Raw genomic sequence first — 24025 nt, forward strand, 5'->3', positions numbered from 1 at the left:
CGTTCTCCGCTAGAACGTCACCGTCTGATGCAATATCGGTGTGTCACCACCAAAATCGTTAATCAACGAATAGTTGAGTTGGCTGCTGCCACCAACGCCTGCAGGTAGCGCATAGCGAGCTTCCCCCTTTGCTGGCACCATCGTATTTTTTCCAGCTAAAGGTAACTTTTTACCCGCGCTGCTAACCGATAATTCAGAGAAGCTGGCGTAGTATTCCGTCGGATTTTTCGCCACCAACCATGCTTTTCCTCCTTCATGGCTAACCTGCCATGTCAGCGCTTTAAGTGTATCGGCTGATTTCTCTTTCAAATCGGTTGGCCGTACAAATACTTTTAATCGCGTACGGACGGCCAGCTGTAATTGATTTTCTTTGCTTTTGCTAACGGGCGGAATTTCTTGGATCCACAGCCAATAGACTGACTCACGATCCTGCGGTATTTTTCCTGGCAATATCACCATTCGCAATCGCCCTTCCCGCCCAGCACTAATTTTGAATAATGGCGGAGTCAAAATGAGCGGCAAGCCTTTGTCATTTCCTTGCTGATCTTCAATCCACGACTGCACTAAATAGTCATGATTTTTATCATCATTAATCAGTTTAATCGGTGTTTCTTTATCACTTTCAAGTGCGACAATGCGCGTCAAGGCAGGACGTACGGCAGCCTGAACGCCGCTTGCGGCGATGAGAAGACCTATGAGCATAGGCACAACAACTTTTTTATTGAACTTCATATATTTCTCTTATTAGCGACAAATCGCATTGATTTGTTGATACCAAGGTTCAGAAGAATCTTTTGGCGCGGGTAAAACAAATTGGCACTGGCTTTCGTTTTCCAATGTCATATGCAATGTTGCATCGCCATCAGCCAGGATCCCATTCAGATACAGCAATCCATTATCGGCAACCATGCCAACCTGCTCCTTCCCTTGCCATACACTGGCACCAAAGGGGGCGGGTTTGCCGCTGGGCAGTGATAACATCACGATCGCCCTGCGCCCAACTTTTGTCTGGAAACGCCGTACCACCACGGCACCGTGCGTGGGCACCACATTGTCACCCGCATCCAGTAACTCAACGTTATCATCGGCATGACGTGAATCTAGCGACAATGCATTATCTCGATAAGGTGAAATTGATGGCACCACCGCCAAGCCCCAACGATTTGTCGCTACGCCGGGCTGTCCTTCTATGCTGATATTCTTTGCCCCTGGGGTTTCAACAATGGCGATGGTATCCCCCAACATCTGCGATAAAACAACGCCTCCGCTATAGGCAACGACTCCGCCCGAAAGTCCGGCAGAATACTGCCGACTTCCCTGCCCCATGCTTGCACTGGCACTCATATTGGCGATGTTATTGCGATAGGCCATCGACGCTATAGGTGAATATCCACCACGATCATGCTGAGCAGAAAATGAGTAATTCAACGCACTATCCAGCTCAGTCCCTGATACCGTTGCCATCTGAGAATCACCAGAATGATTGCTACTGCTAGTGCTAAACGACACATTGCGGCTCCGTTTTTCACCCAAATCCCAAGGCACAGACACATTTAGCGAAAACTGGCGGTCAGGATCGACATCGCCGTTTGAACTAGAATTCACCTGATAGCTATAGCTCATGCCGATATTTGCTGCACCAATATTGAAGCTGTATCCCATAGTTAATGAGGTATCTGTCGCGCTTGAATCGTAATAATTATCGCGTTGCAGCGTAAAATACCCATTGCCAAACTCACCAAACCCCTGATTTAGCGTCGCTTGAACTTCACTCTTACGCTGATAGCGCGTGTCATCATCTCCCCAGCGCCAGCTGGCGTACTCAGGGAAATCCATAAAACTGGCAGATTGATAACGATAGGCCATCAATTGCAACGAGGTATCCGTACTATCAAATCGACGCGCATACAACACTCGCAGCGCTCTCCCGCTATCGCCAATTCTATCGGCAGTATCATCATAGGATTGGGTATCTCCGTCTGTCGCTTGTTGATGACGTTCAAAGGCCCAATCTAGCGATACACTCCCCAGGTAACCAAAGTTGAAAGCAGTACTCAACGCGGTCGACTGATACCCTTCACCCGCAACGATAAGATCGCTCAACGTCAACCAGTCAAAGCCGTACTGCAAGTCTCCTTGCACCACCATCGGCTCATAAGAAAGAGAATCATCGCGATATCGGCCTGCACTCAAGCCATAGCGCCACGTTCCAGGCCGCAACATATCCGGCAGTGAGGTATAAGGAACGGTGAATTGCTGTTTACTTCCGTCGCTTTCCTCAACAGTGACATCTAAATCAGCCCCAATCTGCCCATTATTTAAATCGTGGATAGCAAAACTACCCGGCGCGACCGTTTGGCTATAAATGATATTTCCGCGCTGGCGGATCACCACGCGCGCGTTGGTTCGTGCAACACCACGAATAACCGGTGCGTAGCTGAAAGTATCGGCAGGCAGCATTTGATTATTCGTCTCAAGCGTCATCCCCCGCACGGGTAAAATACCTAGCACATCACTTGATGTACTGGCATAAACATCACCGACGGTGAAGCGAGACACCAGTGAGGCAATATCGCGTTCTGCATAAGCGCGATCGTGGTTTTGCTCCCAGCCAATGGGGGATTTATTAAAAGTATCAAAACTGTAAAAGCGCCAATCACCCAAATTCACACCTGAGTTCAGGCTTAAATATGCCGTGTCGCTACTGTCGTCGCCTGAGCTATTACTATTATGATTTTCAGTATGATAAATGTAGCTGGAATAGCTCAACCGTAGCGCATTAACCCCTTTGTCCCACAAAGAGGGATCGATCATTTCACTTTGTGTTGCCACACTCATCGCGGCCTGTGGCACCGTGATAATAAGTTGCTGCATGGCAGCATCATATTTTACGGTTGCATCAGGCCACTTAGCCGTGAGGTCGTAACATGTTTCACTCGCGCCTTTGCCTTTTTCGGGCAGTTCATGATCGAGTCTCAGTTGATGTAGTAGCGCCAATGTTAAACAAGGCTCGGCACTTTTAGTCTTTGACATGGAAACAAATTCGACTTTAGTTTTAAACACAGAATGTCCGTTTAAAATAATATCAACGGCATTCGTCCCAGGTTCAATTTGGTCCGGGTGATAAAACTGCTGTGGTATTTCCTGAGAGTTTTTACGTAAAAAATCCGCATCAAACTCAGAACTCTCAATTGATGCTGGATTGATTTCTTCACTGGCTATTGAATGCAATGAAAAAAAAGCAGAGACAACAATGATAATTCTCATTATTAATAATAAATGAATCCTCATCATTATTGTTCCGCTATAAATTCATTAACGAAAGGCTCCAAAGATACCTAATAGAGATATCCCGTCTGAATTATGTTAAGGGCAAAACAAGCAGACAGGCTCTTTTAGTTATACACAATATCGACGAAGGTTTTTGCACTCACATTACCCGCCGTTACTGCTGGCGTTGAAGTATTAGCTTTATAGGCAACTTTAAAATGCAAAGTCGTATTTCCCGTTGATAAAGCTTGCTGCTTAGACGGTGTACCGCCGTTAATATCAACCAGCGTCGCGCCATCGTTTTCGAGTAGAGCAACACCGACTCCCGTTGCTGGATTGGTGCTGCTACCATTTTTTAAAATTTCATTATCCACTGTGTCTGGTGAACCACTGAATGTCACTTGCGCATTTTTTTGCGTAGTAATATCACACTCTTTCAGGTCAATAGTGAAATCGGTCATCCCCGCATAACCACCAGCCGAACTAAACGAAGCCGGTGTTACCGAGGGCAGAGTCATCGTAGCCCCGCTGGTCGTCGTTCCCGCATTGAAGCCATTGAGTGTACACGCAGAGGCGGTCACTAGCCCCGTGAAAGTAATATCACCATCTGAAGCAAGCGCTGAGAACGAGCTCACAGCCAATAGCGATAAAATTAAAAATCTATATTTCATACAATTACCTTCATATCCATAAAGTTGAAACCATCCGTTTTTTAGTCATACATGCGTAAACTTAGAGTGCATGTTAGCTATTAATAAATTATATGTATGAATTATAATTTTGGAATACATGAAAATTAAATTCATTTTTTAGTAGGAATAAATACAGTAAATAAAGCTCACAGCAATCAATATTCAGTTAAAATTAATATAAACACCAAGCTTTATCAAAAAGCTTACCGTCATAGAATTTAATAAACCTTGCATAATAAAAAGCAGAAGCAATAACAATTAATCGCATTAAAAATGAAACATATTTATTACTGTTCCGCTTTGCGTAAACCGATGAGGTATGCCTAAGTAATATAAGCAAATTAAAAATTAATTGTACATAATATCAATAAACGTTTTTGCGCTCACATTACCCGCAGTCACTGCTGGCGTTGAGGTATTCGCTTTATAGGCGACTTTAAAGCGCAAAGTTGTATTTCCGGTCGATAAAGCCTGTTGTTTGGATGGCTTACCGCCGTTAATATCAACCAGAGTCGAACCATCATTTTCTAGCAGAGCGACACCTACCCCCGTTGCCGAATCTGTGCTGCTGCCATTTTTGAGAATTTCATTATTAACCGTGTCGGGTGAACCACTGAATGTCACTTGCGCGTTTTGTAGCGTAGTAATATCGCAGTCTTTCAGGTCAATAGTAAAATCCGTCATCCCTGCATAACCACCGGCAGAACTAAATGAAGAGGGTGTCACAGGGGGTAATATCATTGTCGCCCCGCTTTTTGTTGTACCTCCATTAAAACCATTCAACGCACATGCAGAAGCCGTTACTACACCGATAAAGGTGATATCACCATCAGAAGCAAATGCAGGTAATGAACTTACTGCCAACATTGATAAAACTAAAAGTTTAAATTTCATACATCCACCTAAATATCCATAACGATAAAAATCCATTATTTAGCAATGAATTAACGAACACTTAATGCATACTAAGTATGGATGAATTATATTCAGTTATTATAATTTTGGAATGCGTGGAAATTAAATTCATTTGTTAGTAAAAATGAAAGAGGCAGATTAATAAATTAATGCTATGAAAAATTTAACTAAAGCATTCTTGTGCAGAACAGCAACCTGAGCAACGGTTGCTCAGATTGCTTGCTATAGGTGAGATAACCACGCGGCTATCTGCTTACGTGAGATTTTGATCCCGCCCTGTTTTAGATCTTCGGGCAGAAGGTAGTAACGGATAGGCTGTTGAAAACGGGCGAGCTTTCCTTGTGTCCAAGGAGCAAGCACAGACAAATCCAGTCCTTTCCGAGCTTCAATCACCGCAACGGGACGCTGGCCAAACTCACAATCGTCCACCGGCAGTACAAACGCCTGCAGAATATCGGGGTGAGTCAGGAGAACGCGTTCAATATCTTCCGGCTGAATGCCTTCGCCGCCGCTGAAAAACAGATTGTCGAGTCGGCCTATAATTCTCAGCTCGCCATTTTGCATCTCACCCCGATCGCGGGTATGAAACCAGCCATCTGCATCGGCTAGCGGGAATAAATGCCCGTCGCGCCAGTAGCCAGACGCCATGTTATCGCCCCGCAGCAGAATTTCACCGTCAGCCAGCATCAGTTCACGCCCACTTAACGGCAATCCAACGCCGGGTAAAGCATTGGCGCGTTTGGCACATACGGTTGACGCCATTTCTGTCAAACCGTAACCGCACCAGCAGCGGATCCCACGCGCTTCCGCCTGCTCGGTTAAATCAACCGGTATCATCGCGCCGCCAAGCAAAACGTCTTTCAACGTCAGTGAGGTTTCAGGCTGGTTCAGCAAACGCCACAGCTGGGTAGGCACTAACGATGCGTGAGTACAGCCGCGTAGCGCATCATCCAGCGGATGCATGTTACGCACCGCCAAGCTCGCGCCAGCGAGTAACCAGCGCCACACGATACCTTGCCCAGAAACATGGAATAATGGCAATGAAAGCAGCCAACTATCTTCTTGAACGAAGGGCATCAGTGACAAAACACCCGCCGCACTGGATAAATGCGCCTGAAAACTATGCGCAGCGGCTTTCGGCATTCCCGTTGACCCCGAGGTTAGCGTTAGCGTAGCCAATCGCTGCGCTTGCCACGACGGTAATTCAACAGGATCGCCAGCCGATGCGCTCAGCACAGCAATGCCGTTTGGCCAGCGGAACTCAGCGTCTGGGCTATAGCCATAATCGACATTAAGCTGCGGCAACAGTTCGCTTAGCAGAAGATCTGGCAGTTGCGGATTAAGCGGCAAAACCCGTGCGCCGCATTGTAAAACGGCTAAATAAGTCAGCAGCAGCTCAGCGCTGTTCTTGCCTCGAACGGCGACGATGGCATCAGACGTGACGCCTTGATGCATAAAGCTTGACGCTAATTGGCCGATCTTTTGACTCAAAGCTCGCCAACTCACCGGCGTGCTCTCGAGGAACAACGCCGTATGTTCGGGAGTGTGACTGGCCCAGTGCCGCCAAGGCCAGTCGGTAAACGCAGGATAAATCGTTGCTGTCATGCTAAGAACGCCATACCACATCTAATGAAGAAACGGTCTGCAGCGGCAACGTGTTTTCCGGCCAAGGGCGGATAAGCTGAGCCTGCATCAGATCTAACGTATCCAAACCGGGGACGGTGTTAGGCGTGAGCCATGCCGCCACGCGAGCCAGTTGAGTCAGCCCAAGGCTCGATTCAATGCTAGAACTGATAACGGCATCCAGACCGACCTGATGCGCCTGAGAAATCAGCTGCTGACAGCGCTGCAAACTGCCGGTTAAGGTCGGTTTGATAACAATGGCCGCCACGCCCTCTTCAGCTTCAACGCGGAAATCAGGCTCACGTACGCTTTCATCCCACGCAATAGCAATGCCGGTTTGACGTGCAAAATCACGCGATTCATCGCGGGTTTTACACGGCTCTTCCAGAAATGCGATACGGTTACGCCATTCAGGATTCACATATTTGGCAAATCCATCGGCTTTAGCCCGTGTCCAACTGCGGTTAGCATCCAAACGTAGTTTTAGATCGGGCAATGCCTCTAGCAGCACGTTAACCACCATGCCGTCGCGCACCGCTTCATACAAACCGACTTTCACCTTAGCCACTTTCTCGCCGGGGATAGCCTGCAGCACCGCAAACAATTCGTCGGGGTCGCCGGAACACAGTGGGGCTTTGCGATAGTCAGCCTCCGTTGGCAGTGAGCCTGAAAGCTCAGCCAACGCGCAGCTCATACCGAACGCCACCGAAGGCAGCGCATTTTCATTAGGCTGCTGGCCTGCGGCCCACTGCTGCAAATCAGCCAACACCGCTTCCTGCGCCTGTTCTAACGTCTCATGACTAAACTCAGGCAAAGGGGCAATTTCGCCCCAGCCTTCCTGTTCACCCTCGCGCAGGCACACTATCAACCCGTCACGAGTTTTTAGCCGCTGGTTGCGCAGAATGACGCCTGCATCCATGGGCAGGCTGTAACGGTAAAGTGTGACCTGTCGCATTACGGATTACGCTTGAATTTAGAGAAATCAGGTTCACGTTTTTCGTTAAACGCGTTACGTCCTTCCTGACCTTCATCGGTCATGTAGAACAGCATAGTGGCGTTACCCGCCAGCTCTTGCAGACCGGCTTGGCCATCGCAGTCTGCGTTCAAGGCAGCTTTCAGGCAGCGCAGCGCCATTGGGCTATTGCGCAGCATTTCACGACACCAGCGCACGGTTTCCTTTTCCAGATCGGCCAAAGGCACCACGGTGTTAACCAAGCCCATATCCAGCGCTTCTTGTGCATTGTACTGACGGCACAGGAACCAGATTTCACGCGCTTTTTTCTGGCCGACGATACGTGCCATATAAGAAGCGCCCCAGCCACCGTCGAAGGAACCGACTTTAGGCCCGGTTTGACCAAAGACCGCATTTTCTGCCGCAATGGTCAAATCGCACATCATGTGCAGCACGTGACCGCCACCGATGGAGTAACCTGCTACCGCAGCGACCACTGGCTTAGGACAGGTACGGATCTGACGCTGGAAATCCAGCACGTTCAGGTGATGGGTGCCGCTTGCGTCTTTGTAGCCGCCGTAGTCGCCACGAACCTTTTGGTCACCGCCGGAGCAAAATGCTTTATCGCCCGCACCGGTCAGAATGATGGTGCCGATATGGTCGTCGTAGCGAGCATCAGACATGGCCTGAATCATTTCTTTAACCGTCTGAGGGCGGAAAGCGTTGCGCACCTGTGGGCGGTTGATGGTGATTTTAGCGATACCGTCTGCCGATTTATGGTAGAGAATATCTTCAAAATCAGCAGAGCAGTCCTGCCACTCAATCGGTGCATACAGCTCTTGTTCGCTTGGATACAGCATAGTCAGATTCCTGTTAAAGAAGTGGGGTAAAAAAGTCACGCACCTGAGCAACAAACTCGTCAGGATTCGCGCGATGTGCGTTATGACCGGCGCCTGCAATCGTTCGCACCGGCAAATCAGATTCGGCGGCAAGCTGCTGAAACTTAGCGTCACGCTCACCGCATAAATAGACAAAGGGAATAGCCAGCGTTTTCAGCTGTTCGGTGAGCAAGGGCTGTTTGCCCAGCGACGTTGACTCAAGCATTGTAGCCAAAGGCTCGCCGTTCTGCGCCGCGCGCAGTGTCACCAACCGGTGACGTTCAGGATCGCTCAGTTCGGCAAATACAGGCTGGCGATACCATGCCTGAAGAACTTCCGGCATCGGCTGTTGGCGAAAACGTTCCGCCCAACGCGCGTCGTTTTCAATTCTGGCTACCCGTTCGGCTTGCGTTTTCAATCCCGGATTTCCGCCTTCGATCAGCAAGGCTTTTAATCCTTTGGGATACTGAGCCGCGTGGTACATCGCCACACGCCCGCCCAATGAGTAGCCGATAAGCGCATAGGATGAAATATCATAATGCGCCAAGGTAGCCCGCAAAGCGGCATCCACGGCGGCAAAACCGTCTACGGAGAGTTGTGCCGAACGCCCATGGCCGGGGAGATCAACCAGCAGATGTGAAAACTCGGGGAGCTGAGCGGCAAAATCTCGCCATTCGCTGCCCTCACCTAAAAATCCATGCAGCCAGACTAAAGTCGGAGAAGATCCCGCACGCGTTTGAGCCGCAATGTTTGAACCGCAAAGGATGTATGTCGCGGCCAAAATCACAGCGCTTTTACCTGAGCAAGCAGATCGCGCAGCGTTTCCGCGCCTTCGCTAGGAGAAACCTGTAGCTCAATCAGCGTAGCCCCCGCTCGACGCCAGCCTTGCTGCACCGCATCAACCAGCTCATCCCAACTTTGTGGCTGGGCATAGGCTAGTTTGAACATCGCAGCAGCATGCTGGAACTCCACGTCCTGCGGCATCAAATAAAAGCGTTCACGCTCGGCTTCTGGCGTTGGCAGCATGGAGAAAATCTGGCCGCCGTTGTTATTCACCACGATAAACACCGTTGGCGCAGAGCAGTGACGCAACAGCGCTAGCGCATTGAGATCGTAAAGCGCGGAGAGATCGCCAACGATCGCCAGCGTCGGTTTCGCCGTGGCGCGCTGCACGCCCGCGGCGGTAGAAATCAGCCCATCGATGCCGCTGGCACCACGGTTGCTATAAACCGGGTATCCCGCAGGAAGCTGAGCAAACGCATCAATCAGGCGAACAATCAGGCTATTACCGACGAACAACTGACCATTTTCAGGCAATAGTTCAGGGATGCGCTGCGCCACCTGCGCCTCGCCAAAATGTTCATCGAGATATTCAGTCACACACTGCTGGGCAGTATCCGCCAACAGTTCCAACTCAGGTGCCCACGGCGCACGCGGCTGCGCAGGATGTAGCTCTAACCAATCAGCGATAGAGGCGATCACGCGGCGACCATAGTGATTCACCGGATCCAAGCGACCTTCCAGTGGATCGATCAGCCAATATTCTTGCGGTTCGCAGCTTGCCTGCCACTGCAACAAGCGTTTTCCCGTTAGGCTGCTGCCGAATTGGATAACCACCTGCGCCTGCTCTAATAACGACTGAGCTTTTGGATTAGCTAGCCATAAATCCGCACAGGGTAAAGGTTGGCCGCTTTGCGATAAAACATCGCCAATCAGCGGCCAGCCGAGCAGCTCAGCCCATAGTGAAACTTGATCGCCCTCTTCGGCGCTCATTCTGCCCGCTAAGATCACACCGCGTTTTTGCCGCCAGTAAAACCAGTCAGGCTGTTTTACCGCAGTGCGCGCATGCAGATCAGTCTCCCGCAGCCACGGGCGTGGATCCTGCCACCATTCACCCAGCGTTTTCGACCACGCATCGGCTGAACCATCGTCATCACCGTATAACGGTTCAGCAAAAGGACAGTTCACATGCAATGCGCCTTGGCTCAGCTGCGCCATCGCGCTGTCGATGGTCGAAGCCAACCAGCGAGCGGGGATATCCGGCGTCGGCCTTGGCAGATTCAGGGTTTGTTTAGGATGAGACGCAAAAATATCGTTTTGACGAATGGCCTGATTGGCACCGCAGTCGATAAGTTCTGGCGGACGGTCGGCGGTCAGCATAACCAGACGTTCACCGGTCAGACCTGCTTCAATCACCGCGGGATACAGATTCGCAACCGCCGTACCCGATGTGACGATAACGGCAACCGGCTCGCCGGAAGCTTTCGCCAGCCCAAGCGCCAAATGACCCAGACCACGCTCATCAAAATGCGTATGGCAAATCAGTTGGGGATTAGCGGCCGCCGCAAGCGTTAGCGGCGTAGAACGGGAGCCGGGAGCAATACAGATATGGCGAACACCGTGGCGGGTTAACGCCTCCAGTAACAACGCGGCCCAGTGGCGGTTAAATACACTTGTCGACATGGCGGCTCAGCAGTCTGGTTAAAAAGGGTTTTCTCAGCTTAGTCCATTCACCGACCCCCATCTGAGCTCGAGAATGATAAAGCCGTTAATTTGTTCGCAATTTGAAGGTCTTACAAAACTATGTCTTACAAAACCATAACGTAGAGTAACTTCATGTTTTTGAAAGAAAATCAAAAGGGATTATGCGGCAATATGTTACACCAGCGAGCCCAAGACCACAATCAGCTAAGGGGAGTATATAAAACCAGAGGATCCGTATGGCTTGAGGAAAGCAAAGATAAGCGCACGAAGCAAAGAAATGGAACAAAGCGCGCCTTAAAGACTCGCAACCCAGAGCCCTTATGATCGGCGCAAAACTTTACCAGATTACAGCGAAATATCACTTTCCAGCAGCGTTCTCAAACCAGCCGCTTTGTTTTCAATCTCTAGCCACTCTTGTTCAGGATCCGATCCCGCCACGATGCCCGCTCCGGCATAAAGATGAATATGATCATGCTCAATTAACGCCGAGCGCAATGCGACGGCAAACTCAGCCTGATCCTGCGCCAAATAACCCGCCGAGCCAGCATACCAGCCGCGATCGAAGGGTTCATCTTGCATGATGAACTGGCGCGCGGGTTCGCGCGGCAATCCGGCTACAGCAGCGGTAGGCTGCAAGCGGCGCAGACAATCAGCATCGTTAGACTGCACCAGCGTGGCATGAATTGGCCGACGCAAATGCTGAACCTTACGCAAACGAATAATTTCAGCAGGCATCACATCAAGCGCTTGCGCCCCACCCTGCAAACGCTGGCAAATATCATCCACAACCAGTAAATTTTCGTGCTGGTTTTTCCGGTCTGACATCAGCCACTGCGCATTTTCTTGCGCTTGCGCATCGCTGTTACCGCTGGCTACGGTGCCAGCCAAGGCCTCCGTTTCCAGCGATAAGTTTTGGCGACGATATAGTCTTTCCGGCGAAGAGCCTAAAAACGCCCGCTCCGGCGCTAACGCCAGCATGAAGTGGTAGCAACGATGATTCACCGCGCGGCTTGCCGCTAAAAATTGAGCAGCGCGCAGCGGTAGCGAAAGCTTTAACGTCGTACGGCGTGCCAGTACCACTTTTTCAAAGGCTTTATGTTCAATTTCAGCCAGCGCATTATTGAGTAAATTACACCAAGCATCATGATCGGGTTGATGGCGCGCAGCGAGAACGTCGGTTTGTAAGGTTGGCAATGGCTGAATAGCGCACAGCGCAGCTAAATCACGCAGCGCGAGTTCCAGATCTTGCGTCAGTGATGTTTCACCGTATAGGTACACCACCAGCTCCGCCTTACCAGCATGACGCATCAGCGCGATGCGCGGCAAAAACAGCAGGCTGTTGATCGTGCCGTAGCCATCCAGCTCAACCTGACCAAACGCGTTTAGCCCCCAGATACGAAGCTCAGGACAGCCATTTTCTTGAACAAATTTCTGCGCCTGCTCGGCGTCGGTAAACGTACGCACCGCACCACACACTGCGGCTTCTTCCGCGCCATCGCGGTGTCGCCAGTAGAATTGCGGAAACAGCGGCTGCGAAGCCAACCACTCCAACATTTGGGTTCCATCTTTCAAACTGCAAGGCAGCGCAATACGTACCAGCCCCGATTGCTCGGCAGCGGCTTGGCGTAACAAAGGAATGATGCGTTCTACCAGGACGGAAAGATGAACCACGACAACCTCGGGCGGCTTTAAGAAGAAGTGAAGAATTATACGGTGGATTGATAAGAAGGAAAGCAACCAGAAGAGTTATCGGCACAGCCAGCGAGTAAGTGGTGAAAAACCCGCCAGCTGTTAACATTTGTAGGGAGAAAAACGCGAATTAAGGAACTTCTTGGCTCGCCGCTTCTGTCTGCGCTTCCACTTTTTGTTGTTCTGCCTGACGCTGCTTACGTGCCGCCAGCCACAATCCGCTGTTTTTCATCGCGTAGCCAAAGACTAAGCCCACTAGCAGCGAAGGAACCACCATCTGCCAATCGCCGTTTGCTGCGAAGGTGGCGCACGCGCCGATAAAGGTACCGGGAACAAACGCCAGCCAGCGCTGTTGCGCCTGAATGCACATCAGAAAAGCCACGATCCCGGTCAGTACGTAGCCTAGGATCGTCCACTCTGGGCGTAGAGCCCCACCATAAATGATCACTTCAGCCCAGAATACACCGCTAAGCAGCGTACATAGGCTGATGCCAAAACCTTTCAATCCGCCCTGCGGACAGGCGAAATAGGCCGTACAACCGAGAAAACCCGCCCAGCTTAACAGCCCAAGGCTCACCGCGACCCAGCCCCAAATGCCAGAAAGGATGCCGGTAGTGATGGCAATAGCAACCAAAACATTCATGATGGAAATCTCACGTATTCAAAAAAAGTAGTTTACCGATGGGAACAGGATATTCATTGACCAGAATCACAAATGCAAAGTGATGTGTTTGTATGATTACATTTTATTGTGATTTTAATCACAAATAAAGTTGTTTTTTTCGCCACCTAACTGCGTAACGCCTCACGAGAATGGACACTTAACCGGCCAATCTGGCCATAAAACCAGACAGCCATCATCCAATAGAATCGTGCCCATTTATTGTCATATCAAAATCAGAGGCATAGGTTAAAAGCCTAAAAAATTTCTCTCACGCATGACGAAAGGCCACGATTCCGATGAAAAAACACATTCTCTCCGCCGTCATTCCTGCTCTACTGGTTCCTCCTGCAATGGCATGTACCACCATTTTGGTGGGTAATGAAGCCTCCATCGACGGCTCTTTTATCGTCGCGCGCAATGAAGACTATTCCGCTAATAACCCGAAACACTTTCTGATTCATCCTCGCGCTGAGCACCAAAAAGGTGAATTTAAATCCCACGCCAACGGCTTTACCTATCCGTTGCCGGAAACATCGCTGCGCTACAGCGCGATATCAGATTTTGACACTAACGATTTATCCATGGGTGAAGTCGGATTTAATGAAGCGGGCGTTGGTATGACCGCAACGGAAACCATCTATAACGGCCAGCAGGTGCTTAAGTTCGATCCTTACGTAGAGAAAACCGGCATCACCGAAGACGCTATCGAAAACGTGATCCTGCCGAGAATTCATAGTGCGCGTGAAGGTGCCGAACTTCTGGGTAAAATCATTGAAGAAAAAGGTGCCGGTGAAGGATTTGGCGTAGCTTTTGTTGATGAACATGAAGTTTGGTATTTAGAAACCGGCAGCGGTCATCAGTGGATGGCCGCCAAACTACCGCGCGACCAATATTTTGTGTCAGCCAATCAGGGACGTTTAAGAAATTATAACCCTGAAGACAAAGCCAACTATCTGGGGTCAAAAACGCTGATTAGCTTTGCCGAACAGCACGGTTTATACAACCTCAAAGACGGCGAGTTTGATTTCCATAAAGCCTATTCGCAAGACGTTGAAAACGATGTCACCTACAACTACCCACGCGTTTGGACAGTGCAGCACATGTTCAATCCAGAGCTGAAAACCACCATCACCGATGGCATCGCGTTCCCAGTCTTCTTAAAACCCGCGCATAAAATTTCCGTTGCCGATGTTCAGACCGCGCTGCGTAATCACTATCAGGGAACGGCGCACGACCCGTATGCCAACAACAATCCCAAAGAGCCTTATCGCCCAATTTCCGTATTCCGCACCCAAGAATCTCACGTACTTCAGGTACGGCCAAAACTCCCTAAAGCCATTGGTGAAGTGGCCTACGTCGCCATCGGTATGCCGTCGCTCAGCGTTTATGTTCCCTATTACCAAGGTATGGAGCATTATCTTCCCGGCTATGATAAAGGTACCAACAAATTCAGTGATGATTCAGTGAGTTGGAAATATCGCCAGCTGCAAACGCTCGTGATGCAAAACTACAACGCCTATGCGCCTGAGGTCGAAAAGGCCTATGCCGAGTTTGAGAAAAATACGGCGGTTCAGCAAACGGCGATGGAAAAAGAGTATCTAAAACTCTATCAGTCTCAGCCGCAGCAGGCGCAAAAAGTGCTACAGACGTTTGAAGATAAAGTGATGCAGGATGCGCTGAGTCTGACAGAACAGCTGACTCGCCAAGTCATGACGCAAATGACCCACGATACTGATATGAAATATCACTTCGAAGGCGCATAACAGCGGCGCAAGCAACGAATCATCAGGCCGGGAGCGTATCGAGAGTTTCCGGCCATCCCTCTCACCATATTGGCCCTTATTCACTTCTGAAATGGATAGCCCTTTTGGATAATTTCCATCATCTCTTGGGTATAAGGCGTGACGGGCGTTTTCACCAGCGCGGGGAAAAACACCATGGGGGAAGGAAAAACTTCTACAACATAGCTATGACTGAGTTTGCTGGCATCCACCTCTGACGCCGGCAGCAGCGTCGCCGCGGCAAGTCCAGACTCGATCCAATCTAGAATCGCCTCCGGCTGGGTAATATGCATAATCACATGGGGATGCTTACCGCCTTTATGAAAGTGATCCAATAAAATCTCATCGGTTCCGGCATCTTTAGCGCGATGCAATAAAACCAGAGGAAACTGGCTTAGCGCGAGATAGGGAAAGGGCGAAACAGGCGCTTCGGCTAACAGCTTGTGAGATATCACGGCCACAACGGGGATCGGAGGAAACGTGATGCAGTCAAATCCCTCAAATTTTCTCGGTTTTTGAATCAGCGCAACATCAATTAACCCCTCATTCAAATGCGATTCCAGATAGCTCGAATCGAGCACTGAAATATGTAATTCAGCATCGGGATTACGTCGATGTAGTTCCAAGAGCAGCGGCTTAAAATAGCGCTGAAATAGATGCGTGAGCCCCACTTTTAAAACTTTGGTTTCACGATTCGAGAGAAGTTTGGTTTCCCGCGCCGTATCTTCTATCTGGCGTAAAATATCGCAGGCTTTGCGATAAAGATAATAGCCGGCCTCGGTTGTTTCTAGACGATTACCATTGCGTACAAATAACGGAGCGTTGAGCTCATCTTCCAGCTCTTGGATCCTTTTACTCAACGGCGGTTGAGCCATATTCAGCGCCCTTGCTGCTTGGCTAATCGATCCCTGCTCCACCACCTTACAAAAGTATTTCAGCCTTTTCAGATCCACTTACGCGCTTCCCTTTATCATTTTCACCCCACAAGTTTCGCACCGTAAAGCCACACTGACTAATACTCCGCGGCAATATTTCACGGCAAGAATAGAGAGTATCGGTATAGCCACTATGATCGAAACGGTATTGGTCTTGAAATTCAATTAAGAATATATCTATTCCTAACCAACGCCCTCTTATCTCAAGGCAGAATAATGGACAATACACCGAATAATAAAATCAAAAACCCCATTCATGATTTACGCTCCGCGCTGGCTTTTTTAGCCGCACAGCCCGGCGAATTAGTCTCTACCGATGTTGAAGTCGATCCGTGCGCTGAACTATCCGGCGTGTATCGCTACGTAGGCGCAGGTGGAACCTGCCTGCGCCCAACGCGTAAAAATGGCCCTGCCATGGTGTTCAACAAAATTAAAGGATTCAACGATATTAGTGTCGCCATTGGTTTGAATGGTTCACGCAGCCGCGTAGGACATTTTCTCAACTGCGAACCTAAAAATCTGGGACATCTGCTGAGAAACTCGGTGAAAAATGCCGTTGCGCCTGTGACGGTAGGCGCGGATAAGGCGCTGTGCCAACAGGTGATCCACTTCGCCGACGATGCGGATTTTGACCTGCGCAAACTGCTGCCCGCGCCGACCAACACCGAAGAAGACGCCGGTCCGTATATCACTATGGGGCTGTGCTACGCCTCCGATCCCGACACTCATGAATCTGATATCACCATCCATCGCCTGTGCGTGCAAAGTCGTGACGAACTTTCTATGTGGCTCACGCCCGGACGTCACATCGATGCCTTCCGCATGAAGGCTGAAGCGCAGGGAAAACCATTACCGATTTCAATCAGCATTGGGGTCGATCCCGCAATTGAGATCGCGGCCTGCTTTGAACCCCCTACCACGCCGTTGGGTTTTGACGAACTGAGTATTGCGGGCGCCTTGCGCGGCCACGCCGTTGAAATGGCGCAGTGCAAAACCATCAATGAAAAAGCCATTGCTCACGCCGAGATCGTGATTGAAGGCGAACTCTTGCCCAATGTACGGCTGCGCGAAGATCAAAATACCAATACCGGCAAGGCAATGCCTGAATTCCCCGGCTATACCGGCGCGGCCAAAGACGCGCTGCCGGTCATTAAAGTCAAGGCCGTAACCCATCGCACCAACCCAATCTGGCGTACCACCATTGGGCCGGGAGAAGAGCATGTAAACATGGCAGGTATACCCACCGAAGCCAGCATTTTAGATATGGTTGAGCGCGCCATGCCGGGCAAACTTCTCAACGTCTTTGCCCATTCTGCGGGCGGGGGAAAGTTACTGGCGGTGATGCAGTTTAAGAAAAGCGCCGCCGTAGACGAAGGTCGCCAGCGGCAAGCCGCGTTGCTGGCTTTCGCTGCCTTCTCTGAGTTGAAGCACGTTATTCTCGTCGATGAAGATGTCGATATTTTCGACAGCGACGACGTGATGTGGGCAATGCAGACCCGTTATCAAGGCGATGTGGATACGATTTTCATTCCCGGCGTTCGCTGCCATCCGCTCGATCCTTCACAGATGCCAGACTACAGCCCCTCCATTTTGCAAGAAGGGATGTCATGTAAGACCATTTTTGACTGTACGGTTCCGTTCCATTTGAAAGCCCACTTCGAGCGTTCTCGTTTCAAAGAGGTGGATGTGAAACGCTTCCTGCCTGATTTTAAATAAAAAAACCGTTACCTCACGATCACGCTGTTCAAGAAGGCTAAAACCTGTTGAACAGCGTCCCCCATGCATTCAGAAAATCCGTCAGCGTTAATCACCGACGTTAATGGCGTTAATATAGTGCATTCGGCTCCACCGCCCTCTTCAATCTACATCACATTCCTACGACAATTTTTTAAACGCTACAACCTCGCATGCATCAATGTTTTTGAAGGTAAAAAATATCCTTCGAAGCACTTCACACTTATCCCCCGCGGTCATAGAGGGACTTCTGTTAATACAAAATATTCGTTGCTACGCAGTAAATCATTTCGCTGTAACCCCCTCGTCCCCTACATATACTCGACCTATCAACCAACGCTGAAATAAGGAAGTTGAAGATGACAACACATCAGTTCCACGCAGAACCTTTTGCATTGCCGTTTAATCCTGCCACTACGGCACTGCTCATGATTGATATGCAGCGCGATTTTGTTGAGCCTAGCGGCTTCGGCGAAGCATTAGGCAACGATGTTTCTTTAGTTCGCTGCGCTATTGAACCCTGCCAGCGCGTTCTAGAAGCGGCTCGCGCTCAAGGTTTATTCGTTATTCACACTCGTGAAGGCCATCGCAACGATCTCAGCGATTGTCCACCAGCCAAACTGACTCGTGGTGGAAAAACATTTATTGGTACTGCCGGTCCAATGGGGCGAATTTTAGTTCGTGGCGAAGCGGGTCACGACATCATCCCCGAGCTATATCCGATCGACGGTGAGCCGGTTATTGATAAACCGGGTAAAGGTGCCTTTTACCAAACCGATCTCCATCTGGTTTTACAGAATCACGGGATAAAAACGCTGATTGTGTGCGGCGTGACTACCGAGGTTTGTGTGACAACTACGGTGCGTGAAGCCAACGATCGCGGCTATGAATGCATTATTCCGCAAGACTGTGTGGGCTCCTATTTCCCAGAGTTTCAAAAATACGCCTTGGAGATGATCAAGGCTCAAGGCGCTATCTTTGGTTGGGTCAGCGATGCCAATGCCATCGTCGACGGTTTGCAACGTTAAGTTAAGCAAACAGGAGCAGAGTGATGTTGACGCACACTTTCACAGCTGACGTCTTAAAAACCGTGTCCATCGGCTATCTCGCTGCTGAATTTATAAAAAGCGCAAACGCACAGTCATACCCGTTACAGATTCACAGCCGTTTTCAACACGCGGTGAATCTTAAACGCAGCGACGGTTATCTACTCACTCTGCTCAGTGCTAGCCACTACGCCAACCTTGCCGACGCCATACGACTGAACCTACCGGCTTCATGGGACTGGCGAGAAAAAACCATCGGTGGCGAGGAGATTTGGATGAAAAATGAGGTGCTGCACGGTGCGGGATGGTCTATCTCTAGCAAAGGCGCACGGTGCTGGCAGCCAGACAGAGCAACAGCGCACGCGCATGAGTCTCTAGTAAGCGACGCACAGCACTACTACGCCATTCTTTTGCATGCACTAACTCTGTTTTGCACCACCCATCGTATTAGAAGCGAATTGTCATTATTTCCTCGTGCGGATTCAGGGCAAAAACAGCCCGAGATTTCACTGAACTCCAATGCCGCTATTCTGGATCAGCAAATCGCGCAGCTCATTGGTTTTGGACGAGGCCTGACCCCTGATGGTGATGATTATTTACTTGGTTACATCGCGGCACTGTGGCGCTGGAGATATACCCAAAAGGTGGCTGAACATTTCACATTGCTATGTCACGGCTTAACGAATCAATTATCCCGAACCAACGACATTAGCGCTCACTACCTAAAACGCGCGGTGCAAGGGCATTTCTCCGAACCGATATGTGAGCTAATCCAAGCGCTAGCAACCAAGAAAAACGACGTAGAGGTTAATTCAGCCGCGCTAGCCGTTATGCAGTTTGGCGCTTCATCAGGCGCAGATTGTTTAGCCGGTTTCTTGCATGGCTTACGTGCGCTAAAAGCCACGCAGTAATTCCATTCATTGTATTTATCCATGCCGAACCTTTATTCGGTAGGGAATCTCTTACCCAAAATGAGAGCCAAATATGTATAAAGTTTTCAAGAACAGGTATCAAGACTCAGTCTCTCTGATGCAGATTTCCGCTCAAATCAGCAAGCTCGCAGGCATAACGCAAGCCTCGGTGGTAATGGGAACGGATAATAATCTCATCCAGCTACAAGACGCCGGTTTTCCCGATCACATTAAAGCCAGCCCCAACGATTTAATTATCGCCGTGATGGGCGAAACCGAGGCCTGCAATCAGGCGTTGGAAATAGCTGACCAACGGCTAAACAGCAAGCCAGAAGAGAGCGGCAACGCGGGTCTACAGACTATCGCCGTAACCAGCCTACAGATGGCTCAAGAACAAAATCCATCCGCCAATTTGGCGCTCATTTCAGTGCCCGGTGATTATGCCGCTGCCGAGGCAATGAAATCCCTACAGCTAGGCATGAACGTTATGCTCTTTAGCGACAACGTTAGCCTGCAACAGGAAAAACAGATCAAACAACGGGCGCAAGAAAAACACCTGCTCGTGATGGGCCCTGATTGTGGAACCGCCATCATCAACGGCATACCCCTTGGCTTTGCCAATGTGGTGCAACAAGGATCTATCGGGGTCATCGGTGCTTCGGGAACAGGACTGCAAGAAGTCACTTGTCGAATCGATCAGCTCGGCGCTGGCGTATCTCAAGCGATTGGGACTGGCGGCCACGATCTGCACGAAGAGATCGGTGGCATTTCTATGCTCTTTGCACTGAACGCCCTCGCTCAGGACAACAATACCCAAACCATCGTGCTGATATCTAAACCGCCTGCCCGCAGCGTTGCGGAAAAAATTCTGCAACGGGCACAAACGTGTGGCAAACCCGTCGTCGTGATTTTTTTAGGCGCAAACCCAGATGAGATAACACGTTTCGGAGTGCACAGTGCTGAAACGCTGGCAGATGCAGCCGATATTGCTGTGGCGCTCTCAGAGGGCAAAAGCAGAACAAGTTCTCATCTAACGCTCTCTCAGTCACACATCGATCTGCTTGAGCAGCATGCTCACTCCCTCTCGTGCGCCAATACATTCGCGGGATATTTGCCGGAGGGACCTTTTGTTATGAAAGCCAGCTGCTATGCCAGCAGCAGGGCTTTTTTGCCAACTCAAATACGCCGGTACACGGTAATCAAAAGCTAAACGATATTAGGCAAAGCAGTACCCACACGCTCATTGATATGGGGGACGATGATTTCACTCGTGGTCGGCCGCATCCGATGATTGACCCCACGCAGCGTAATCAACGAATTCAAGCCGAACTCAACGATCCTACCTGCGCCGTCGTGCTGTTTGATCTGGTGTTAGGGTATGGCGCAGCCATGGATCCCGCGCAAGATCTGATCGATATCCTTAACCGCAGAGATCCGAAAAACACCCCCATTCTGATCGCTCATATCTGTGGCACGGAAGCCGATCCTCAAATTCGTTCACATCAGATTAATGCCCTACGCCAGTGCGGCGTACTCGTCGCTGAGTGCAATGCCCAAGCTGCGATTTGGGCTAGCCAGATTGCACTCATTCAAGCTGCAAAAAGTGGAGCAACACAATGAACTCACTCTTTTCTCAACCGCTGACCGTCGTGAATGCTGGTTTAAACGGCTTTGCCGACAATATTAAGCAAGCAAACGGCTCGGTTATTCCACTCGTTTGGCAGCCACCCGTGGAGGGCAATATCGCTGCGGGTCTATCCCTCGCCGAATTGCTTAACCACCCTCTAGTAGAACAGGCCAATGAAATTGCCTTTACCCGCTATCTCGCGGCGCAGCCAGTATTAGTGGACGTATTAATTGCAGCGGAAGCGATTCCCGCCTTGCAACTGCGTAAAACGATTTTGCACTCAGGCCCGCCCATTGCTTGGGAGAAAATGTGTGGTCCCGTACAAGGCGCTATTCTCGGTGCCGTTTTGTATGAAGGCTGGGCATCCGATATTGCGGCCGCAGAGCGGCTAATCGTTGCCGGTGAAATCAAGCTTGAACCTTGCCACCATCATCAAGCCGTTGGGCCAATGGCGGGGATCATCAGCCCTTCAATGCCGCTTTGGGTTATTGAGAACACAACAAACGGGCAGCGTGCGTTTAGCAATTTTAATGAAGGGCTAGGCAAAGTTCTCCGCTTTGGAGCAAACAACGATGAAGTTCTACAGCGACTACGCTGGATGCAGCAAGAGCTAGGTCCAGCGCTGAAAGCCGCCGTGCAAAAAATAGGTGGATTAGAACTCAAACCGCTCATGGCACAGGCCTTACATATGGGTGACGAAGTGCACAACCGAAATGCGGCGGCGACCGGTTTGCTCATCAAACGCATGCTACCGGCGTTATTGGAGTGCGAGTTGCCTCTGCCTCAGATACAACGGTGCGTTGCCTTTATCACTGGCAACGATCATTTCTTCCTCAATCTATCAATGGCAGCCTGTAAATCCATGATGGATGCCGCGGCCAATGTGCCATTCAGCTCAATGGTAACGGTGATGGCGCGTAACGGTGTGAATTTCGGCATTCGGCTTTCCGGCACCGGCGACATCTGGTTCCAAGCGCCTGCAAACCCAGTAGAAGGCTTATTCTTCCCTGGCTATGGCGTTGACGATGCCGCAGCCGATCTGGGTGACAGCGCCATTACTGAAACGGCGGGCGTCGGCGGCTTTGCCATGGCCTCTTCTCCGGCGATAGTCAAATTCGTGGGAGGGACTCCTGAAGATGCCACCCACAACAGTCGCAGAATGCAAAAGATTACGCTGGGCTCAAATCCCGCATTCACCTTGCCTGCTCTGAACTTTTCACCCACCGCCGCGGGTATCGACGCACGCAAAGTCGCTGACCGAGGGATTTTGCCCGTAATCAACACGGGAATTGCACATCGTCTGGCGGGGATCGGGCAAATTGGTGCGGGGATCACCACCGCCCCCATGTCTTGTTTTGCTGATGCACTTCTCGCCCTAGCCCAAGAATTACCGCACGGAGCCCATCATGAATAAGCATCTTGCCGTCGTCGCTGTGGGCGGAAATGCGCTGATTGCGCATGAAGAAAAGAACAGTATTCCAGACCAATATCGTGCCGTAGAGCAAAGCGTTATCTCTATCGTTGACATGATTGAAGCAGGTTGGGATGTCGTACTCACCCACGGCAATGGGCCACAGGTCGGCTTTATTTTACGCCGTTCGGAGCTTGCCGCGAGCGAGGTTGCCCCAGTACCGCTCGATTATGCCGTGGGAGATACTCAAGGTGCGATTGGCTATATGTTCCAAAAAGCATTGCATAACCAGTTAGCCATCCGCGGTATCAACAAACCCGTTGTCGCTATCGTGACACAAACCTTAGTCGACGCCAGCGATCCGGCATTTAACGCCCCCAGTAAACCCGTTGGCGCATTTCTCGACCATGCCACCGCTCTCCAGCGTCAACACACTTTAGGTTGGACGATTGCCGAAGATGCGGGCCGCGGCTGGCGGCGAACGGTGGCATCCCCCTTACCGAAGGAAATCGTTGAGCTTGCCACGATCAAAAATTTGCTCGCTCAGGGCTGCATCGTGATTGCCTGTGGCGGTGGCGGAATTCCTGTTATACGCGATGCGAATCAACAAATTAGCGGCATTGAAGCCGTGATTGATAAAGACCTCGCTTCGGCGCTGCTCGCAGAACAGCTAGCAGCCGATCTGTTATTGATCCCCACCGGCGTAGATCAGGTGGCCATTAACTTTGGCACACCAAACCAGCGTTGGCTGAATGAGCTTGACCTCGAGTAGGCCGAACAGCTCATCGCTCAGGGCCAATTTGGAGCAGGCAGCATGCAGCCAAAAGTTGAAGCCATTACACAATTCATTCGCCAAAGCGCGGTGCGCGGTAAAACCGCACGCGGATTAATTACCCGCCCAGAGTCAATTAAATTGGCGTTGCAACACCAAACAGGCACATGGATAACGCGTTAGCCATACCCGAACGGGCTCAAGCGGGCTCGAAAAACAAAAAGGATTAAATCATGACACCAATTTTACTGGCCGTTAACGGCACCCTAATGCGCGGCTTAGAGCTGAACCCTAACATGACAAACGTCGGTGGCATTTTCGTGCGCGAAGACAACACTGAGGCACACTACCGCTTATGGAGCATCAACGATCGTCACCCTGGCATGATCCGGGTACAAACCGGTGGAGCCCACATCGCGCTAGAAATCTGGCAACTACCACCAGCATCCTTTGCGCAGTTACTCAGCAGTGAGCCTGCGGGATTGAGCATCGGCAAAATAAAGCTACAGGACGGTAGCGAGGTCTTAGGCGTACTGGCTGAACCTTGGCTAGTGGAAGGCCAAAAAGAGATAACCGAAACCGGTAGCTGGCGGCGATATACCGGACATCATCACACTGTCTAACTTTTTATCCTGTTAGGC

At 50.3% G+C, this 24025-nt stretch carries 18 protein-coding genes and 2 pseudogenes; 8 read left to right on the top strand and 12 right to left on the bottom strand.

Going from position 1 to position 24025, the window contains the following annotated elements; translation table 11 throughout:
* Nucleotides 1-9 precede the first annotated feature (9 nt).
* The 11 genes from U0008_RS13550 to U0008_RS13600 form a co-directional block, all read right to left on the bottom strand.
* Nucleotides 10-732 (bottom strand): fimbrial biogenesis chaperone, encoded by a 723-nt coding sequence (locus U0008_RS13550; protein WP_043494076.1) that lies wholly within the window; start codon nucleotides 730-732, stop codon nucleotides 10-12.
* A 12-nt stretch (nucleotides 733-744) separates the two neighbouring features.
* Nucleotides 745-3294: a fimbria/pilus outer membrane usher protein gene (locus tag U0008_RS13555; RefSeq protein ID WP_319022512.1), complete on the bottom strand. Its 2550-nt coding sequence runs from the start codon at nucleotides 3292-3294 to the stop codon at nucleotides 745-747.
* Between the two features lie 101 nt (nucleotides 3295-3395).
* The gene (locus U0008_RS13560; RefSeq protein ID WP_043494082.1) at nucleotides 3396-3941 is read right to left on the bottom strand and encodes a fimbrial protein; all 546 of its coding nucleotides are present in this window, start codon (nucleotides 3939-3941) and stop codon (nucleotides 3396-3398) included.
* A gap of 369 nt (nucleotides 3942-4310) precedes the next feature.
* Nucleotides 4311-4856 carry a fimbrial protein gene (locus U0008_RS13565; protein ID WP_043494085.1) on the bottom strand — a complete coding sequence of 182 codons (546 nt, stop codon included), beginning with the start codon at nucleotides 4854-4856 and terminating at the stop codon, nucleotides 4311-4313.
* 243 nt (nucleotides 4857-5099) lie between these two features.
* Nucleotides 5100-6482: an o-succinylbenzoate--CoA ligase gene (gene menE / locus U0008_RS13570; RefSeq protein WP_043494088.1), complete on the bottom strand. Its 1383-nt coding sequence runs from the start codon at nucleotides 6480-6482 to the stop codon at nucleotides 5100-5102.
* Nucleotide 6483: 1 nt separating this feature from the next.
* Nucleotides 6484-7455: an o-succinylbenzoate synthase gene (gene menC, locus U0008_RS13575; RefSeq protein WP_043494092.1), complete on the bottom strand. Its 972-nt coding sequence runs from the start codon at nucleotides 7453-7455 to the stop codon at nucleotides 6484-6486.
* Complete coding sequence (gene menB / locus U0008_RS13580; protein WP_025797973.1) at nucleotides 7455-8312, bottom strand: 1,4-dihydroxy-2-naphthoyl-CoA synthase; 858 nt, start codon at nucleotides 8310-8312, stop codon at nucleotides 7455-7457. Before menB ends, menC begins: the two co-directional genes overlap by 1 nt.
* Nucleotides 8313-8325: 13 nt before the next feature.
* A complete protein-coding gene (gene menH, locus U0008_RS13585) occupies nucleotides 8326-9096 on the bottom strand; it encodes a 2-succinyl-6-hydroxy-2,4-cyclohexadiene-1-carboxylate synthase (protein ID WP_051874161.1) in 771 nt (256 codons plus the stop codon).
* A 17-nt stretch (nucleotides 9097-9113) separates the two neighbouring features.
* A complete protein-coding gene (gene menD, locus U0008_RS13590; RefSeq protein WP_043494094.1) occupies nucleotides 9114-10793 on the bottom strand; it encodes a 2-succinyl-5-enolpyruvyl-6-hydroxy-3-cyclohexene-1-carboxylic-acid synthase in 1680 nt (559 codons plus the stop codon).
* 366 nt (nucleotides 10794-11159) lie between these two features.
* Nucleotides 11160-12485, bottom strand: a complete 1326-nt coding sequence (menF, locus tag U0008_RS13595; protein ID WP_043494097.1) for an isochorismate synthase MenF — start codon at nucleotides 12483-12485, stop codon at nucleotides 11160-11162.
* A gap of 148 nt (nucleotides 12486-12633) precedes the next feature.
* Nucleotides 12634-13146, bottom strand: a complete 513-nt coding sequence (locus U0008_RS13600) for a DUF1097 domain-containing protein (RefSeq protein ID WP_043494099.1) — start codon at nucleotides 13144-13146, stop codon at nucleotides 12634-12636.
* Nucleotides 13147-13463: 317 nt separating this feature from the next.
* On the opposite strand from U0008_RS13600, the gene U0008_RS13605 reads away from it, so the two are divergent.
* On the top strand, nucleotides 13464-14930 hold the full coding sequence (locus U0008_RS13605) for a C69 family dipeptidase (protein ID WP_043494102.1): 1467 nt from the start codon (nucleotides 13464-13466) through the stop codon (nucleotides 14928-14930).
* Nucleotides 14931-15010: 80 nt separating this feature from the next.
* Here the strand turns inward: U0008_RS13605 and U0008_RS13610 are convergent, their stop codons facing one another.
* Complete coding sequence (locus U0008_RS13610; protein ID WP_025797962.1) at nucleotides 15011-15901, bottom strand: LysR family transcriptional regulator; 891 nt, start codon at nucleotides 15899-15901, stop codon at nucleotides 15011-15013.
* A 198-nt stretch (nucleotides 15902-16099) separates the two neighbouring features.
* Between U0008_RS13610 and U0008_RS13615 the strand changes: the two genes are divergently transcribed.
* The 7 genes and pseudogenes from U0008_RS13615 (at nucleotide 16100) to U0008_RS13645 (ending at nucleotide 24007) form a co-directional block, all read left to right on the top strand.
* Nucleotides 16100-17599, top strand: coding sequence for a UbiD family decarboxylase (locus tag U0008_RS13615; RefSeq protein ID WP_043494105.1), 1500 nt, complete (start codon nucleotides 16100-16102; stop codon nucleotides 17597-17599).
* 377 nt (nucleotides 17600-17976) lie between these two features.
* Nucleotides 17977-18645, top strand: a complete 669-nt coding sequence (locus tag U0008_RS13620) for a cysteine hydrolase family protein (RefSeq protein WP_043494107.1) — start codon at nucleotides 17977-17979, stop codon at nucleotides 18643-18645.
* A 23-nt stretch (nucleotides 18646-18668) separates the two neighbouring features.
* On the top strand, nucleotides 18669-19574 hold the full coding sequence (locus tag U0008_RS13625; protein ID WP_051874159.1) for an oxamate carbamoyltransferase subunit AllH family protein: 906 nt from the start codon (nucleotides 18669-18671) through the stop codon (nucleotides 19572-19574).
* A 73-nt stretch (nucleotides 19575-19647) separates the two neighbouring features.
* Nucleotides 19648-21194, top strand: a pseudogene (gene fdrA / locus U0008_RS13630) (acyl-CoA synthetase FdrA).
* Nucleotides 21191-22615, top strand: coding sequence for a YlbE family protein (locus tag U0008_RS13635; protein WP_043494110.1), 1425 nt, complete (start codon nucleotides 21191-21193; stop codon nucleotides 22613-22615). The pseudogene fdrA and the gene U0008_RS13635 overlap by 4 nt, the downstream one beginning before the upstream one ends.
* Nucleotides 22608-23567, top strand: a pseudogene (locus U0008_RS13640) (carbamate kinase). The gene U0008_RS13635 and the pseudogene U0008_RS13640 overlap by 8 nt, the downstream one beginning before the upstream one ends.
* Before the next feature lie 50 nt (nucleotides 23568-23617).
* Nucleotides 23618-24007 (top strand): allophanate hydrolase-related protein, encoded by a 390-nt coding sequence (locus U0008_RS13645; RefSeq protein WP_043494113.1) that lies wholly within the window; start codon nucleotides 23618-23620, stop codon nucleotides 24005-24007.
* Nucleotides 24008-24025 lie beyond the last annotated feature (18 nt).

Source organism: Hafnia alvei, from assembly GCF_034424155.1.
Lineage (GTDB): Bacteria > Pseudomonadota > Gammaproteobacteria > Enterobacterales > Enterobacteriaceae > Hafnia > Hafnia alvei.